Here is a 17262-nt window from a genome sequence, read left to right as displayed (position 1 = left end):
GGTATCGGGTATCGGGTATCGGGTATCGGGTATCGGGTATCGGGTATCGGGTATCGGGTATCGGGTATCGTGAGCAACCAGGCGCACCTGTCAAGGTTCTCTCTTGCCAAGATTCTACGCACTTTCCTCTCGCAATCGAGCACGATCTCTTGGCCGGCCGATGGGGAGCATGCGCTACTGCTAAATCATCCACACGCCCGCCCCGCCTTTATTATAGACAACAGAGCGCAGAGTTACTTGTTGGTACCGGGTACCTATTAGCTATCTGTTTGCATGGGTACCAGATACCATTATGATACCAAGCGCCAACGGGATACCCGGTATCCCGACGGTATCTATTTTATTTTGGGTACTTGGTATCTTCCCGATACCGGGTATCTGTGATATCACAACGACGTTGCTTTTATCCATGAACTGGAGATTCTCTTTATGCCGGTCATAGTTTTCGCCAGCAGTAAAGGTGGGGTAGGGAAGACCACATCGGCTTTCACTTTGGCATCAGTGTTGGTAGCTAATAACGCTCCCACCACCCTTGTTGATGCCGACCCGAACCTACCCATCCAGAAATGGGCCGAGCGCTTTCCTACCAATCGCCCCTCAACCCTCTCGGTTGTTCCGGCACTTGGAAGCGACGTAGCTGACGCCGTAGACACCGCCAAGGACCCTTTCGTCATCGTAGATCTGGAAGGTAGTCGCAATGTCGAAGTAAGCGTTGGTCTGGGACGCGCAGACCTAGCTCTGATCCCGATGAAGGGCAGCCAGCTTGATGCCGACGAAGCGACAAACATTATCAAGTTGATTAAACGGCAAGAGACAGTCTTCCGCAGGCGCATTCCTTTCAGGGTATTCTTTGCGCAGACTTCACCGGTTATCGCAGACAAGGGCATGCGCGATATTCAGGCTCAGCTCGAAGATGCAGGGATACCTATGCTCAAATCATCTATAGTGGAACGTGCAGCCTTTAAGGCGCCGTTTCGCCTTGGCGGCACAATCTATGACTTGTCTCCGAAGGAGGTTCGGAACCCGGCCAGTGCAATAGAAAATGCAGAGCATTTCGCAACCGAGGTGCGTGATGTTTTGCGCGAAGAGATGGGAAAGCACTAATATGTCCCAAGAACCCAGGCCGTCGGCCAAGTTAGACTTTTCTGATTTCACGGACGTGCCGATAAAACGGGCACCGGTGGATAAAGCCATAACTCATCAAGCTATCAATGAGGCAGCTAAAGCGGGCTTCACGGCGAGAACTGACACCGTAAAAATAGATGGCAGAAGCTTACGTCGTACGGGAAGGACTGCCCAGATGAATATGAAAGTCCTTCCCGAGACAAAAGCTCGTTTTCAAAAACATCTCGTAAAATTCGGAAGCTCAGATGAGTTCCTAAAATTTCTGCTAGATTTATATGACCAGGGAATGCGGTCTCCCTAATTGGGGAGACTTATCCCTTGGCTGCTACAAAAGTGCACGCCTGCCGAGTAGCTTATCGCGATGACACTGCAATTAAGCTTCCATGGCTCATCGAGCCGCGGAAGGTGGGCGAGTGATCTATCTTACCTTTTGATTGAATATCCAATATTTCGCCCACAAACAGCGAAAGATACGAGAATGACAGATGACATTTGTAAGAGTGAGAAGGGGAGGCAGACAGCTTATCTACGGATCGGCACATGGTACGATCCGAAACAAGATTCCATATATCTGACGCTACCATCGCTCTGGATGGTTTCATACTACTGTACGCCGAGATCCAACGAGCAAACGTGGCCATCCAAATCTGTTTGAGAAGCTTGCCCGTGCGATGCACATTGCAGGTGTCCCAGCCCCGGTAATTGGCAAGGATGGCGAGACGCCTCCCTCTTGACGCTTGATGTATCTTTATAACCATAGCTGCTACAAGAGTGCACGCAGACGCGGTGATACCACGTTAGCTTTCGTTGTTTTGATCTGCACTAAGGCGCTACAAAAGTGCACACCTCGCGCTGCAATATTATCTTTTCCTGACCGGCGGGGGAGTTGGATGCAGGACTAACCCCTTGCGCTGGTCCATCTCGGTGATACGAGCCCGGGGATAAACCGCAAGTGCTAAGTTTAAGTTTGGGATAAAACGACTACGGAAATTGTTGAGTTGACTATAGGATGCCCCAAACTGAATTTTAAGTGCTTTCCATGATATGGGCGTTGGCGAGGTCAGTGAGTGAAGTCTATAGGCTAACCAACAATATATATCTAATGCCATACTGTTGTTACTAAGAGCTTTTATGGCGGCTTCTTCTAATGGCACAGGATGTTTCTTAAGCCCCTCAAAAAAACCTTCGGATAACCGGGCTTTCTGCATGAATTGCTGATTGCTGTTACCGTCTGCGTCCGCTTCTAAAAATATGGCGGAGTCCACGATACTTTGATTCGATAGCCCTCGAGCTGCTCCACGCACCACCTCAAAGGAAAGTCTGCAGCGAGATAAACGCTCGGCCTGTTCTCTTACGATTTGTAAGTTTTTTCCCCCAATCGGAATTCCCATGCGGTTCATCCAGGAACGAAGACTCTTCCCTAGTTCGATATCTCGTGAATTCGTCCGAATAGCCTCAGACTGCATGTAGATTAGGATCAGTCGGGCTCGGCTACCATAAGGGACTCCAACAGGAACAGGTTCACCTTCGCTCCCTCGTTTCATCCCAGGTTGAATAATAAGACACACTTGGTCACTAGATAACTGCCAGCCCTTGTCGTCAGGGAGCCGTCGATGAGGTAGAGCAGCTTGGCACCAACCAGAATAAAGAAACCCGATACCGCTATCTTCATCAGCCATATACATAGCGGCGGCCTCGATCTCGGGTCGCTCAAAATCGAAATCAAGAGCGCGTTGACGCCCATAAGACTCCAGTATTTGGTGCAGCTCGCTCATAGGCTCTCCTTCATGCTCAGCCTATCAAAACGATTGGCGTACGTCGCCGTGCACTTTTGTAGCGGGGATACGAGTTAAAATATATTAGATATATATTAGTATGCGCTACAAAAGTGCACGGGGTAATTCCACTTTGTCGCTGTTTTCTCCACCTGGCTTGCTGAGGCTCGCTTCAACAGTGCACATGTCCCGCTACAAAAGTGCACGGGCTTTCTGTGGGAGCGCGCGAGGAGGGCGATATTCTGGCATGCTATTCCTTGAATGGTCCCTTCCACACGTGATAATTCCCCTTATCGCGTGTGATGGCATTGAAACGGGTTGAATGGAGCGCCTGCGGCTGCCATCCTGTCTCCATGACTGCCAGAACGCCCGTGGACCGGTTGCCTGCCCGGAGAGTGGCTCCAGGCTTTCCCCCCGTCGCGGACAGGGAGACGGGCGGTCCGTTGCTGACCCCGGCAGGCAGTGCGGCGCTGGAGACCGCCATCCGTTTTGCCAGCCACGCCACGGCGCCGGCGACGCTGCGCGCCTATCGGGCCGACTGGGCGCACTTCCAGGCCTGGTGCCGGCAGGCCGGGTTCCAGCCGCTGCCCGCGGCACCCGAAACCGTCGGGGCCTATCTGGCCAGCCTCGCCGGGGTGTTTTCCCCGCGTACCATCCGCCGCCGTCTGGCCGCCATCGGCAAGGCCCACCGGTCCGGCGACTGGCCCTGGAATGCAGGCCACCGGGCCATCCAGGGGCCGCTGCAGGGCGTGCTGCGGACGCAGCACCGGCCGGTCCGCAAACCCGTGGCGGTACGGCGGGCCCTGCTGATGGATCTGCTGGCCACCTGTGACCTGTCGCCCCGGGGACGGCGCGACCGGGCGCTGCTGCTGGTCGGGTTCGCCGGTGGCCTGCGCCGTTCGGAACTGGTCGGACTGCAGGTGGAGGACCTGACACCGATGGCACACGGCCTGCAGCTGGGCATCCGGGCCAGCAAGACCGACCAGACGGGGGAGGGGGCGGTGATCGGCCTCGCCCGCGGGCAGCGGCCCGAAACCTGCCCGGTCCGCGCGCTGGAGAGCTGGATGGATGTCGCCCGCCGTGGGGTCGGCCCCCTGTTCCGCAAGGTCGAGGCCTCGGGCCGGATCGGCAGCACCGGACTGCATCCCGATGCCGTGCGCCAGATCCTGCGCCGACGCGGGGAGATGGCCGGGGTCGCGCCGGAAATCCTCGACCGGCTGACGCCGCATGGCCTGCGTTCCGGCTTCATCACCGAAGCCTATCTCGGCGGCGTGCGTGAGGAAGAAATCCGCCGTCATGTCCGTCACCGCGATCCGCGCAGCACGCGGGGCTATATCGAACTGCTCGATCTCGTGGTGGACAGTCCGGCCGGGAAGGTCGGATTGTGACGGGAGGAAATGGGTGGTTTCGCCTCATTTCTGCCGTTCTGGAGACGGTGACATAATCCCCAAAGGAGACACTAATTCGAGCAGGGAGCTGTACGCCATCAACCGATTTGGTTTATGAAGACTTTTTTATTTCTAGGAAAGCACGTGCATCTTGGTATTGTTTTTCAAAATCTAACGCCAATTTATAGAAATTAGAAGCAGTTCCGTGAGATTTATAGTCCTTACATACCCATTGCAATTGGATTTCGTCTAGTAATTCGATGATTGCGTCAGTGTCTAAATAAGAACGCAAAATATTTTTGTAATATCTCGAATCTTTATATTTGCATGAATCGATAACATGGTGACATTTTAATATTGACGTTACGAATATAGAAATATCTTTGTCTTTTGTTGTATTGATGAATATTTTTTCTTGTTCAGCCTTGGCTTTTGATGAGGCTGGCTGCCCACCCGCACTGATAATATTTTGACACTCCCTCCACCTTCTTGTTGCGAGAGTTTGTCTATTTAATGAATTATTGGCTTGTTGCCCCAAATATCCTAGTATGTTTACCACATAGGAGCGCTCGGTCAGAATAAGGCTATTTTCAGAAATTTCATTCGCTTTATGTGCTACATTTTCCGTGCTTTTGGCTGCATCTGATGCCTTAATTGCGGCATAGATTACGCCCAATAAAGTTAGAATTGCTACAATTGCTTGTAGCCAGTTTGCGCTATCGCCTCTAGGTGTAGTGTGATTCATGCAGATCACTAGAGGAATCGTAGAAAGCAAACAACACCCACCAATAACGCTTAGTATGATTTCTAATTTTCCAAACTTCATTGTATTTCCATTCAATAAAAATAAGTTGTTTTTATGTTTTTATTTGTATTCTATACCGTTATTGACTCAAAAATTACAGAACATATCGAATGTTACCGTAAATTTTCCCGATAGCCAATGTCCGCTTAACACCTTTCGTTTCCCACGTCGGACCTTCTATTCTCCCCCCCCTTCTCGGGCGCGTTTAGGCCGGAAACGGTCTGTCTGTTGATTTTCACTGAGAACTGACCCAGGTTTTTCATCAGGAATTGACCCAGCCAGATGCTATTTCAGGCATAGTTATGCGGGCGGTCAAGAAGGGGATTTGTCCTTTCTGTTTTTTGACGCGGCAGTGCTGGCGCGGAACCTGTAGCTGTCATTTCCTGTCTCGAGGATATGACAGTGATGGGTCAGCCGATCGAGGAGCGCCGTCGTCATCTTCGGGTCACCAAAGACCTCTCCCCATTCACTGAAGCTCAGATTGGTTGTGATGATGACACTGGTGCGCTCGTAGAGGCGGCTGAGCAGATGGAACAGCAGGGCGCCACCAGACGCACTGAAGGGGAGATAACCGAGTTCATCAAGGATCACGAGATCCAGGCGGAGCAGCCTGTCGGCAATCTGCCCGGCCCGGTTGGCGGCCTTTTCCTGTTCAAGCGCATTGACCAGGTCGACCGTTGACCAGAAGCGCGCCTTCTTGCGGTAATGGGTGATCGCCTGGATGGCCAGTGCGGTCGCCAGGTGGGTTTTCCCGGTTCCCGGGCCGCCGATCAGCACGACATTTTCAGCACGCTCGATGAAGTCCCCGCCATGGAGCTGGCGGACCATGGGCTCGTTGATCTGCGTATCGGCAAAAGAGAACCCGGACAGGTCTTTGTAGGCAGGGAAGCGGGCTGTCTTTGTTTGGTAGGCGATGGAGCGCACTTCGCGTTCGGCCAGCTCCGCCTTCAGAAGTTGCGAGAGGATGGGGATGGCCGCCTCAAAAGCTGGCGCGCCCTGCTCTATGAGGTCAGCCGTAGCCTGGGCCATGCCATACATCCGCAGTCCACGGAGCATGATGACAAGTGAAGCGGCTGCAGGATCATGATGCATGACGGCTGTCTCCCCGCAGGATGTCATAGCGCCCTGTATCGGCGCAGGGTTCGTGTTCGAGCGCCAGGGCCTGTGGGGCATCAAGCCGGGGAACCGCGGTTCTCTTGGCATCAATCAGGCGATGCAGCGTATTGAGAACATGGGTCTTGGTCGCCACACCATCTTCGAGAGCCAGTTCAACCGCGCAGAGGACAGCCTGCTCATCATGCTGCAGCACAAGGGCCAGGATTTCAGCCATTTCCCGATCCCCTCCCGGCCGCCTGAGCAGTTGGTCCTGCAGGGTCCGGAAGGCAATTGGCAATTCGGTAAACGGCGCGCCATTGCGCAGGGCGCCCGGTTTGCGCTGTATGACAGCCAGATAATGCCGCCAGTCATACACCGTGCGGCCTGGCACACCATGCGAACGCGTGATGATCCGGTCATGCACGCACAGAACCTGCCCTTCGGCGATAATGCGCAGCCTGTCGGGATAAACCCGCAGGCTGATCGGACGATTGGCAAAGGAGGCCGGTACGCTGTAGCGATTGCCTTCGAACTGGATCAGGCAGGTTGGCGAGACGCGCTTGGTCTGTTCGACAAACCCGTCAAAGGGACGCCCCGGGACCATGAGGTGTGGACGCTCACTGGCATGGACCTCGGCGATGGTCCGGGCCAGTTCGATATGCTGCAGCCGTTCCCAGCAGTCCAGGCAGCGGGCTTCCAGCCAGGCATTCAGCGCCCCCAGATCCGCAAAGGCAGGCAGATCATGCCAGATATGGCGCCGGGCATCCTGCACGGTCTTCTCAATCTGCCCTTTCTCCCATCCCGCTGCCGGATTGCAAAAGGTCGCTTCGAACAGATAATGGCTGGCCAGAGCCATGAAGCGCAGATTGACCTGACGTGCCTTGCCTGACCCAATCCGGTCCACGGCGGTCTTCATGTTGTCAAAAATACCCCGCCGCGGAACACCACCGAGCACGCGGAAGGCCTCGGTAAGCGCATCGAAAAGCATTTCGTGGGTCTGCAGGGGATAGGCCCTGAGTATGAAGGCCCGGCTAAAGGACAGTTTGGTGTGGGCAACCTGCAGCTTGACGCGATGCCCGGCAATCACCGCCCAGTCCTCGCCCCAGTCGAACTGGAAGGCTTCTCCGGGCTGGAAGCGCAGGGGGACAAAAACACCTCGACCCGTTGTCTGGCGTGCCTGGTGCTGTTCGTGTTTCCATTGCCGGATGAAAGCGGCCACCCGTCCGTAGGATCCATCATAACCCAGTGCCACAAGGTCTTCATGTAGTCGTCGCGCCGTGCGCCGGTTCTTGCGTGATCGGGCAGCTTCCAGGACGAGCCATCCCCTCAGCCTGTCAACAAACGGGTCCAGTCGGCTGGGGCGTTCGGGAACCTGGAACCGCGGTTCAATACTCTCCGCCCGGAGATATTTCCGGATCGTATTGCGTGACAGCCCCGTCCGGCGTTCAATCTCGCGGATCGGAAGATGATCCCGGCAGTGCCACCGACGGATCACACTCAGAAGCTCCATGTCAATCACTCCTCAAACCCCCAGCAGATGATGCCGGGGAGTGTGGAGGCATGGGTCAAATCTCAATGAAAATTTCCGCCCTACCCGGGTCAGTTCTCAGTGAAAATCAACAACATACTTTGCGGAAGAGCCCAGTTCTCAGTGAAAATCAACAGCAATAGCCTCTTCCGCGCACCACCATTAAAGCTGCTCTATCTGGGGATAATCTCTATACCGATCCAAAGCCTTGCGATCCTTCCAGATTATGCTAGCTGCTCTCCCGCCACGAGCGCCATCCGCACCAATTCGGATAAGGTGCGAGCGTCCATTTTCGTCATGAGATTGGCTCGATAAATCTCTATTGTTCGCGGGCTTATTTCAAGATCACGGGCAATAGCCTTGTTCGATTGGCCATCGACAAGACCACGAAGAACCTGTCGTTCCCTATTCGTCAGAACGGCGATCCGCTGACGAACGACATGCGCCGGCGTCCGGCCGGCAGGGATCTCACCGTCGCTTTGCAGAGCAGAAGCCACCGCCTCGAGGATGGAATGGTCGTCGAACGGTTTTTCGATGAAATCGCGAGCGCCACCCTTCATCGCTTGCACAGCCAAGGGAACGTCGGCATGTCCCGTGATCACTATGACCGGCAGGACTGGCCTAACGTCCTGAAGATGGCTGACGAGATCGAGGCCGTCCATGCCGGGCATCCGGATATCGGTAACAACGCAGCCATGCTCGATCCGGTCGAGGATGCTGAGGAACTCGTCCGCTGATGAGTATGTCCGTGCGGTATACCCCGATGCAAGCAGTAGGAAGGCAAGGGACTCACGCACGGCCTCGTCATCGTCGATGACATGGACGATGCAATCAGAATTCATTCGCCAAACCCCTCTATCCGGGCACAAGGGAGGGTAAAGAGAAAGCATGTCCCACCCTCGGGCACCGCCTGCGCCCAGATACGTCCTCCATGCGCTTCTACGATTGTGCGACAGATCGACAGGCCGACTCCCATACCATGCTCCTTCGTTGTCGAAAAAGGCTCGAACAGCTTGCAGGCGATCTCTGGACTCACTCCGGCGCCGGTATCTGTTACGGACACTCGTGCCATGCCTTCAAAGGCGTCAATTGCGACAACAAGACGCCGCTCGTGGCAATCTTCCATAGATTCTACGGCATTACGGATCAAGTTGAGCAGCACCTGCTGAATCTGGATTTTGTCCGCGATAACCTGATCGACATTGGAATCCAGGCGAAAGGACACATTGATCCCGCGCTCCGCAATGCCGACCAGCGCCAGCACTGCCATCTCCTCTACAAGTGCTGTCAGGCTCTGCAGCCCCAGGTCCCCTTCTCCTCGCGAGACGAACTCCCGTAACGATCGTATGATCTGACCTGCCCGCAGAGCTTGTGCCGCCGCTTTGTCTATGGCCTCCTGCACGCGCTCGTTCTGCCCGCTTCCCTTCTGCAGTAGACGACGACCGCCATTGAGAAAGTTTGTAATGGCAGTCAGTGGCTGGTTGAGTTCATGCGCCAGTGTCGCCGCCATCTCACCCATTGCCGACAGGCGGGAGATATGCGTGACTTCGGCCTGCAACTGTCTCATGCGGCGATCTGCCTCCTCGCGCTCCGTAAGGTCACGTAGGAAAACAATCACAAATGGACGCCCTCCCGAACTCAGGCGGCCTATGGACAGATCGACGGGAAGCGTCGTCTCGTCCCCCCTACGGGCGATTGAGGCAAATCCCTGCCTGTCGAGAACTGGAGGCACACCAAGTTCCGGAACGATGGCCGCGATATTCATTCCGACCACCTCCATCACATTCCACCTCAGCAGTGTCTCGGCCGCATGACTGAATGACTGCACGATTCCCTGCTCATTCAGAATAATGATAGCGTCCGGAACGGCGTCGAGAATGGAACGTAGATGGGTTTCTCGTTCAAGAATGCGTTGCGCCATCGCCGCCGTGCGTCGCCGGGCGCGTAGCAGCCATTCTCCCCCGCAGGTGATCAAAACGCAGAGTGTTGCAAACAGAAACGTTTCAACCCAGTTTTCGATCGACGGAGCACCGTCATACGCCAAAAGCAGAGAACCCAGCGCCGAGGCGAGGATCGCCGCAACGAGACCGGGCAAGAGGCCGCCGGTCACAGCACCAACAAGCACTCCGGGAAGGAGAAGGAGAAACAATGTTCTGGTGCTGCCAAGAAGCGGTGAGATCAGACAGCGTGAGAGCGCGCCCAGTATCACAAGGCCCAACGCAACCAGAGAAGCAGTCACGAGGTGCCTATGCCGTGTCCGCACCATGATCTCTTGATTTGACAGATCCCAGAAGTCCCTCAATGGCGCTCTCACTTTAACGCTGAACGATCGACCAGACGAAAGCAACTCCGTAATTATACGTAGTATCTTTCATTCAGAAAAAGCTGCAAGTTTAAGCTCTCAACTACCTCACTCATTATGATGTTTCCAGAGGATGGAGGGTTTCGATATTGATTTAAACAATTCACAGCCCGCCATTAAATAGTACAGATGCCAACACAATGTCACATTTACTTGAAAATATTTCATATGTCGGCGTTATTCGTAATTTTCCGCAAATACGCTCAACTACCTTATTGCCGCAATTGAAATTCAAAAATTAGGGATTTGCCAATATAATTACAATACACAGGCGCCTCATAACACCCCAATCTGTTCTTGAATATATAAATTAATATTCATGGGAATATTAATTTATATATTCAAGTACGCTCAGCTATCGAAGCAATAACATCATGCAGTTGATGTGTGCAGGAGCCAATAGATGACATCCTTCCGTAAAGAATTAAAAATAAACAGACGAGGCCTGCTTCTTGGCATGAGTGCGCTTGCTACCGCCGCCAGCTTTACACAGTCTCCGGGCCTTGCTGCATCAAACGGATACATACATGAGCCTGACAGCATAGTACAGTTCATGCTCGTCTCGAAACTTCTTGTTCCACACGAACTGGATCCCTTTGTCGGTCATAAAATCTACAACGCACTCAGTGATTCCGAAGAGGGTTTTGACAATACAGTCACAGCACTTCAGAATTTCATCATGAAAAATGCGGTTGTGGATGTTGAACATCTCATGCCGGCACTAACTGATGTAGCACTAAAAAACTCAGCCCTGAAAATAATATCAGCTTGGTATTCAGGCGTAGTGCACGGCAAATCGGGTGATCGCGTTGTCGCCTTTGAAGAGGCGCTCATGTTCAAAGTCACCAACGATGTCATGACGATCCCCTCCTACGCGAAGTCAGCACCCAATGCATGGAATGCGACTGCCGTTCCCCTCCTGAACATGCCTTCGTTCTGAACTTCTCTGGAGAATTGTTCATGCCCTCCACTCTCAACAGCGATGTCGTCATTGTTGGTACTGGCGTCGTCGGCTGCCTGATCGCAGAACAGGCCCTTGATGCCGGGCTTTCAGTGCTCATGCTCGAGGCAGGCCCCCGTGTCAGTCGTGATACCATCGTTGAAAACTACCGCAACCTCCCCCCAACACTGCGCAACCACTGGAACGCCCCGTATCCCCCCAAACCGTGGGCACCGCACCTTGAAACACGGACCCCGACTGAGGCCGCATCGTATCTTGACCTGACCGGACCAAATGCCAAAGCCTACGAGCAGGGTTACGTGCGTTACGCCGGCGGCGCCACTTGGCATTGGGCCGGTATCTGCTGGCGTATGACGCCCGATGACCTGCGGCTTAAAAGCCTCTATGGCGTCGGGCGTGACTGGGCCTTTAGCTATGATGTGCTTGAGCCCTACTATGCACGGGCAGAGCATGCGATGGGTGTCTGCGGCCCCGGCGACCCAGCCCTGCAATGGCCGCCGCGCACCGCGCGGTCTCGCCCCTACCCGATGAGGCCCATTCCCTTTGGTCCGGGCGAGCAGCGGCTGACCGATGTTGCCGCAACCCTTGGCATGCAGAACCTTCCCGCCCCGCAAGCACGCAACAGTGGCGTTTCATTTGATGGACGCCCCCCCTGCTGCGGAAACAATAACTGCTTTCCAGTATGCCCGATCGCTGCAAAATACGATGCCGCAACCGCCCTGCCCCGCATCGAGGCAAAAGGGGGCAGGATCATCACGAATGCTGTCGCCTATCGCGTTGAAACCAATGCCCAGAAGAAGGTCGAGGCCGTCCACTACTACGACCCGAACAGAACCTCACATTCCGTGTCAGGCAAAATCTTTGTGCTGGCGTGCAATGGCATAGAAACACCCAAGCTCCTCCTTTTATCCGCTGATGACAAAAACCCCCGTGGTGTCGCCAATAGTTCAGATCAGGTTGGCCGCAACATGATGGATCAGCCAAAGCTGATCGCGGACATTGAAATGTCTGAACCACTCTGGACCGGCGTAGGCCCCGTTCAGAGCAGCAGTATCATGAACACAAGTCAGGGTGATTTCCGGCGGGAGTATGCCGGTGCCATGTTCCGTATGGAAAACATGGCGCGAAGCACACTCGGAGGGTTAGCTGCTCTCGAAAAAGGTCTTTACGGAAAAGCCCTTGATCAGGAAATCCGCCGTTTATCAGCCTGCACAGCCCGCCTGACCGTTGAGCACGAACCTCTCCCGCTCCCCTTCAACCGTCTGACCCTGTCAGACAAAAAGGATTGGCTCGGCCTCAACCGTCCTCGCATCTATTACGATGTAGGCGACTATGTACGGAGAAGTGCTGAAAACTATACCGTTCCCCTTCTTAAAAAACTGGCAACTGCACTCGGCGCGACAGACATCAAGATTTCACCTGAATTCTTGCACAGCGATCATATCATGGGGGGCACGATCATGGGCAATGATCCAAGCGACTCAGTCGTCGATGCAGATTGCCGGGCCCATGACCATGACAATCTTTTCCTGCCTGGTGGTGCCGCAATGACGACCGGCGGCAGCGGGAACAGCACAATCACTATGGCCGCATTGGCGCTTAAAGCTGCGGATGCAATCGTTGGGCAACTGAACCATGCTTAGAGTGACACAAACCAGACAGGCCTTCAGGCTCTCATTCCTTGCTGTTCTTGCGGGGCCGATACTCCTGTGCAGCACCGCGTCAGCCGAAGATGCCAGCAATATAGATCCGGGTGCCTATATAGCGGTCACATCAGACTGCGTCGCCTGCCATACCGCGCCGGGCGGCAAACCGTTTGCCGGCGGTCTGGCCATGAAAACACCGCTGGGCACGATGTACTCAACCAACATCACGCCATCCAAAATATATGGTATCGGAGAGTATAGCGAAGCGGATTTCTCTCGTGCTGTCCGCAAAGGCATCCGCAAGGATGGAAGCAATCTCTACCCTGCAATGCCTTATACAGCATATTCGTACATGACAGATCAGGACATACATGACCTGTACCTGTATTTCATGAAATCCGTTCAGCCGGTCGAGCGCGCTCCGCCAAAAACGGCCCTACCTTTTCCAATGAACATCCGTAGCTCAATGATGTTCTGGAATATACTGTTTCGTAACAACACAACCTACCAGCCTGACCCATCACACTCGGCAGAGTGGAATAGAGGGGCCTATCTCGCACAGGGCCCGGCGCATTGCGGAACCTGCCATACGCCCCGTGGCTTTCTGATGCAGGAAGAAGCCTCCAAGGCCTTTGGCGGGGGAAGCCTTGGCTCTTGGTATGCTCCCAATATCACCTCGGACAAAATCAGTGGCATAGGCAACTGGTCGCAGGATGAAATCAAGACCTACCTGAAATCAGGCCATATAGACGGTCTGGCACAGGCCGCGGGTGGTATGGGAGAAGCCGTCGAACACAGTTTCCAGCACCTGACAGATGCAGACCTGAACGCCCTGGCAACTTACCTTGCGTCAACACAGCCAGTGCGTGACCCTGCTGATGGAAATCTTTCGCGCTTCGCACTTGGGCGGCCGGTTTCCAGCGCAGACCGTGTCAGAGGCGATCAGCCCATTCGGTCAGAAGATAATCCCGATATTTCTGGCGCTGAACTGTTTATGGGAAATTGTGCATCCTGCCATAATTACAAGGCGCAGGGTAGTCGCGACGGATATTACCCGTCATTATGGCACAACTCCGTTACAGGCGCCTCCAACCCGGACAATCTGATTGCGACCATTCTTTTTGGTGTCGACCGTCATGTTGCAGGTGCCCAAGCGTTCATGCCCGGCTTTGGAGGAAAGAAAACAGATGCCGTGCAGCTAAATGATCAGGAAATAACCAAACTTACAAAATATGTTTTTGATACATATGGCAGGCCTCAGGTTTCTGTATCACCAGCACAAGTCGCCACGATCCGTCAGGGTGGCCCAAAATCGCCACTACTCGTTTTAAGCCGTATCGGCATAGCCGGGGGAACCATTATTATCGCACTTGGGTGTTTCTGGCTTTTGCGGACATTCCGTAAATAAAAAACGAAAAGGGGAGTAACTTTCATGGTCTTAACAAAACAGATTTCCTTGCATGTAAAATCAGTGATTGCTGCATGTGCAGTCAGTGTATTGACCACCGCTGCGCCCGCGTGGGCACAGGATACAAAAGCAGCCACGTCAACATCCTCAGAAACCGCCAATCTGAAAAAAAATATCGTTGGCGTGTGGGGGCTTGTTTCTTACAAAGTGGAAGATAAAGAAACAGGTAAGATGATTGATGCCATGGGATCATCCCCCCGTGGGCGTGTCATTTTCACGCCTGATGGGTGGGTTGCCTTCAATCTTGAAGGCAGTGACCGACAGCCGGCCAAAACAGATGCAGACCGTGCTCATTTGATGAAAACACTCGTTGCATATATCGGCCGCTACAGAGTTGAAGGCAACCAATGGGTGACCAGTGTGCAGACGGCGTGGGCACCAGAGTGGGTTGGTACAGAGCAAAGACGCACAATAGAAATTAATGGCGATTACGCCAATGTCATTACACCATGGCGTAAAATGCCTAACTGGGACTCAGGCAAGATGTCGCGTAGCATCATTCGATTTAAACGGATTGAATGATCTGCATCACTCCTGATCTCGAAATTTCAGCACCATGGAAATCAAACCACTCTAGGAGAGAGAAATGTTCAGCAGACAGGCAAAGGTTACTGGCACAGGAAAATCGAGAAAAATCGAGACGACAGCCAGAGGCTATGATGTTTTGCGCGACCCCGCGCTTAATAAAGGCACAGCCTTTACCCAAGAGGAGCGGGATTCTCTCGAACTGAACGGGCTGCTACCACCGGTCATAACAACTGAGCTGGAGCCCCAGTTAACCCGTGCTCTTGCTGCTTATCGTAAAGCACCAAGCGATCTCGATAAGCACATTTACATGTGGAGGCTTCATGATAACAACGTGACGTTATTTTACGCCTTGCTTCAGCGTCATCTCATGGAAATGCTCCCCGTTGTTTACGATCCTGTCGTTGGGCAGGCCATAGAGGAGTATAGTGAAGTCATAACCCGCCCTCGCGGTATTTTTCTCAGCATTAACGAGCCTGAGAAAATTGAGGAAAAACTCGCGGCGTTCGGCGCCAGCGCCGACGACATCGACCTTCTGGTTGCCAGTGATGCTGAAGAAATTCTTGGGATTGGCGACTGGGGAGCCAACGGGATTGATATCTCCATCGGCAAACTGGCCGTCTATACAGCCGCTGCAGGCGTTGACCCACACCGCGTTATTCCGGTTGTTCTGGATGTCGGAACAAACAATGAAAAGCTTCTCAACGATCCACTCTATATCGGATATCGACATAGTCGCGTTGTCGGCAAGGTTTATGACGATTTTATCGACGCCTATGTGGCTGCTGCCAAAAAACTCTTCCCTAAAGCCATGCTGCACTGGGAAGACTTCGGCTCAACAAATGCCCACCGTATTTTAAGCCGTTTCCGTGACAAGGTTCCCACCTTTAACGACGATATGCAGGGAACCGGAGCCATTGTGCTGGGGGCGTTGCTCAATGCAGTCCAACGCAGCAACACCCTCTGGTCCGAGCAGCGTGTGGTCATTCTGGGAGCCGGGACGGCCGGTGTGGGCATTGCCGATCAAATTCGTGACCAGATGATGCGGCATGGCCTTTCACAGGATGAAGCAACCCGTCGCATCTGGCTTGTGGATCTGCCAGGCCTGCTGACCGACGACATGACGCACGGACTTCTTGATTTTCAGATCTGCTACGCCAGACCTGCTTCTGAAGTTGAGTCATGGGCTCTTACCTCAGCCGATACTCTGGCTGCCACCGAAACCAGATGGCCTGCAATGGCGACCCTACGGCGTGAAAAAGCACAGAATGGCGGCATTATCGAACTGGCTGAAGTCGTCAAAAATGTGCATCCGACCATTCTGATCGGCACCTCGACGACCCCTCACCTCTTTACCGAAGAACTGGTGAAGGATATGGCCGCACATGTGGAGCGCCCGATTATTCTTCCGTTATCCAACCCGACCAACCTGCACGAAGCTACACCCACTCAGCTTATTGAATGGACAGAAGGCCGAGTGCTCGTCGCAACGGGCGCACCGTTTGATAATGTCGTCTATCAGGGCGTTTCCTACACAATAGGTCAGGCGAACAATGCAGCCTTGTATCCGGGCCTTGGCTTCGGGACAATCGTATCGCGAGCGCGTCAGGTTTCTGACGAAATGATCTTTGCTGCTGCACAAGCAGTCGCCAGCCAGGCAACAGATACCGCACCCGGTTCGGCCCTATTGCCGTCCAACGCAGACCTTCGTGCAACATCAAGCGTTGTCGCCATCGAGGTTGCGCGCAAGGCACAGGAACAGGGTCTGGCGCAGTCTGAAATCACGGATGTAGTTGAAGCCGTGAATGTACATCAGTGGTGGCCTGTTTACGGAACTGTGACCGCAATTTAGCACTACTTTGGCAGAAAATTTGGAATAAGGATTCCAAACGGGTGCGATCGGTGATTCATGGAAGACCAGCTGGAGGGTTCGAAAAACTCTCTGGTTTTGGGCCTTTCTCTGTGATTCCCTCTCTTGTGTGATGACTGGAGGAGTGGCTCATGACGCAGTCTGGTTTCTTTGATGTTGAAGAGCGGCTTGCTCGGTTGAGTGGGCTTGGTGACCAACTTGAAGCGTTTTCCCGTACTGTAGATTTTGAGGTGTTCCGTCCGGAGCTGAACAAGGCGTTGGCCTATTCAGACGGAAGCAAAGGCGGTCGTCCTCCGTTTGATCCAGTGCTGATGTTCAAAATTCTGGTCATCCAGACGCTGAACAACCTGTCGGACGAACGGACAGAATACCTGATCTGTAGAAGTTTGCACTTGATCTGACGTACGGCTTGGAATGGCCGATCGGGGTGCTACGCGTTCCTGTGGTGTTCGGTGTAGCGCCCGATATCTTTTTCGCGGGCGTTGTGTGCTGCGTCAAGAAAGGTCTGCATGGGGTGTTGATTTTCACTGAGAACTGGGCTCTTCCGCAAAGTGTGTGGTGATTTTTGCGCTATGAGATTGGAAGTACACGTGCCCTGAGGAGTTCGAAGCCTGCTCTCCCGAACATGACGTGCCCCCTTTTTTGTATCCACTCAAAAGGAGAGTTCCCGTTTTTTATGGCTTTGGGTTGATGGGATGACAAGTGTCTCGGGGG

The 17262-nt window shown here is 53.7% G+C and carries 14 protein-coding genes; 8 read left to right on the top strand and 6 right to left on the bottom strand.

The window, feature by feature from the left end; translation table 11 throughout:
• The first annotated feature begins 429 nt into the window (after nt 1-429).
• Nucleotides 430-1104, top strand: coding sequence for a ParA family protein (locus DY926_RS15965; RefSeq protein WP_116704254.1), 675 nt, complete (start codon nt 430-432; stop codon nt 1102-1104).
• A gap of 881 nt (nt 1105-1985) precedes the next feature.
• On the opposite strand, the gene DY926_RS15960 is transcribed toward DY926_RS15965, so the two are convergent.
• A complete protein-coding gene (locus tag DY926_RS15960) occupies nt 1986-2900 on the bottom strand; it encodes a replication protein RepA (RefSeq protein ID WP_116704253.1) in 915 nt (304 codons plus the stop codon).
• Between the two features lie 443 nt (nt 2901-3343).
• Here DY926_RS15960 and DY926_RS15955 point away from each other — a divergent pair, with 443 nt between their 5' ends.
• Nucleotides 3344-4288, top strand: a complete 945-nt coding sequence (locus DY926_RS15955; RefSeq protein WP_158552063.1) for a tyrosine-type recombinase/integrase — start codon at nt 3344-3346, stop codon at nt 4286-4288.
• Nucleotides 4289-4400: 112 nt separating this feature from the next.
• Here the strand turns inward: DY926_RS15955 and DY926_RS17135 are convergent, their stop codons facing one another.
• From DY926_RS17135 to DY926_RS15935, 5 genes are all read right to left on the bottom strand, one after another.
• Entirely contained in the window at nt 4401-5114 is a 714-nt protein-coding gene (locus DY926_RS17135) for a hypothetical protein (RefSeq protein ID WP_148707830.1), read from the bottom strand.
• Between the two features lie 291 nt (nt 5115-5405).
• Nucleotides 5406-6185 (bottom strand): IS21-like element helper ATPase IstB, encoded by a 780-nt coding sequence (gene istB, locus DY926_RS15950; RefSeq protein WP_116704251.1) that lies wholly within the window; start codon nt 6183-6185, stop codon nt 5406-5408.
• A complete protein-coding gene (istA, locus tag DY926_RS15945) occupies nt 6175-7698 on the bottom strand; it encodes an IS21 family transposase (RefSeq protein ID WP_116704250.1) in 1524 nt (507 codons plus the stop codon). Before istA ends, istB begins: the two co-directional genes overlap by 11 nt.
• Before the next feature lie 242 nt (nt 7699-7940).
• Nucleotides 7941-8558, bottom strand: coding sequence for a response regulator FixJ (gene fixJ / locus DY926_RS15940; RefSeq protein ID WP_116704249.1), 618 nt, complete (start codon nt 8556-8558; stop codon nt 7941-7943).
• Nucleotides 8555-9955: a sensor histidine kinase gene (locus DY926_RS15935; protein WP_241503276.1), complete on the bottom strand. Its 1401-nt coding sequence runs from the start codon at nt 9953-9955 to the stop codon at nt 8555-8557. The genes fixJ and DY926_RS15935 overlap by 4 nt, the downstream gene beginning before the upstream one ends.
• Before the next feature lie 526 nt (nt 9956-10481).
• Between DY926_RS15935 and DY926_RS15930 the strand changes: the two genes are divergently transcribed.
• From DY926_RS15930 to DY926_RS15905, 6 genes are all read left to right on the top strand, one after another.
• Nucleotides 10482-11018 (top strand): sorbitol dehydrogenase family protein, encoded by a 537-nt coding sequence (locus DY926_RS15930; RefSeq protein ID WP_116704247.1) that lies wholly within the window; start codon nt 10482-10484, stop codon nt 11016-11018.
• Between the two features lie 20 nt (nt 11019-11038).
• Entirely contained in the window at nt 11039-12682 is a 1644-nt protein-coding gene (locus DY926_RS15925) for a GMC family oxidoreductase (protein WP_116704255.1), read from the top strand.
• On the top strand, nt 12675-14093 hold the full coding sequence (locus tag DY926_RS15920) for a c-type cytochrome (protein ID WP_116704246.1): 1419 nt from the start codon (nt 12675-12677) through the stop codon (nt 14091-14093). Before DY926_RS15925 ends, DY926_RS15920 begins: the two co-directional genes overlap by 8 nt.
• A gap of 24 nt (nt 14094-14117) precedes the next feature.
• Nucleotides 14118-14675, top strand: coding sequence for a lipocalin-like domain-containing protein (locus DY926_RS15915; protein WP_116704245.1), 558 nt, complete (start codon nt 14118-14120; stop codon nt 14673-14675).
• 64 nt (nt 14676-14739) lie between these two features.
• Nucleotides 14740-16530, top strand: a complete 1791-nt coding sequence (locus DY926_RS15910) for an NAD-dependent malic enzyme (RefSeq protein ID WP_116704244.1) — start codon at nt 14740-14742, stop codon at nt 16528-16530.
• A gap of 149 nt (nt 16531-16679) precedes the next feature.
• On the top strand, nt 16680-16949 hold the full coding sequence (locus tag DY926_RS15905; RefSeq protein ID WP_408886084.1) for a transposase: 270 nt from the start codon (nt 16680-16682) through the stop codon (nt 16947-16949).
• Nucleotides 16950-17262: the final 313 nt, after the last annotated feature.

The organism is Komagataeibacter melaceti (assembly GCF_003403295.1).
In the GTDB taxonomy this organism is placed as follows: Bacteria; Pseudomonadota; Alphaproteobacteria; order Acetobacterales; family Acetobacteraceae; genus Komagataeibacter; species Komagataeibacter melaceti.
Note: the sequence above shows the minus strand (reverse complement) of the source record. Positions and strands in the feature narration are given on the sequence as shown.

Coding starts and splice junctions, on each gene's coding strand:
- DY926_RS15960 (WP_116704253.1), bottom strand. CDS start 2,900: ATGAGCGAGCTGCACCAAATACTGGAGTCTTATGGGCGTCAACGCGCT.
- DY926_RS15925 (WP_116704255.1), top strand. CDS start 11,039: ATGCCCTCCACTCTCAACAGCGATGTCGTCATTGTTGGTACTGGCGTC.
- DY926_RS17135 (WP_148707830.1), bottom strand. CDS start 5,114: ATGAAGTTTGGAAAATTAGAAATCATACTAAGCGTTATTGGTGGGTGT.
- DY926_RS15930 (WP_116704247.1), top strand. CDS start 10,482: ATGACATCCTTCCGTAAAGAATTAAAAATAAACAGACGAGGCCTGCTT.
- DY926_RS15915 (WP_116704245.1), top strand. CDS start 14,118: ATGGTCTTAACAAAACAGATTTCCTTGCATGTAAAATCAGTGATTGCT.
- istB (WP_116704251.1), bottom strand. CDS start 6,185: ATGCATCATGATCCTGCAGCCGCTTCACTTGTCATCATGCTCCGTGGA.
- DY926_RS15905 (WP_408886084.1), top strand. CDS start 16,680: ATGACGCAGTCTGGTTTCTTTGATGTTGAAGAGCGGCTTGCTCGGTTG.
- DY926_RS15965 (WP_116704254.1), top strand. CDS start 430: ATGCCGGTCATAGTTTTCGCCAGCAGTAAAGGTGGGGTAGGGAAGACC.
- fixJ (WP_116704249.1), bottom strand. CDS start 8,558: ATGAATTCTGATTGCATCGTCCATGTCATCGACGATGACGAGGCCGTG.
- DY926_RS15920 (WP_116704246.1), top strand. CDS start 12,675: ATGCTTAGAGTGACACAAACCAGACAGGCCTTCAGGCTCTCATTCCTT.
- DY926_RS15910 (WP_116704244.1), top strand. CDS start 14,740: ATGTTCAGCAGACAGGCAAAGGTTACTGGCACAGGAAAATCGAGAAAA.
- istA (WP_116704250.1), bottom strand. CDS start 7,698: ATGGAGCTTCTGAGTGTGATCCGTCGGTGGCACTGCCGGGATCATCTT.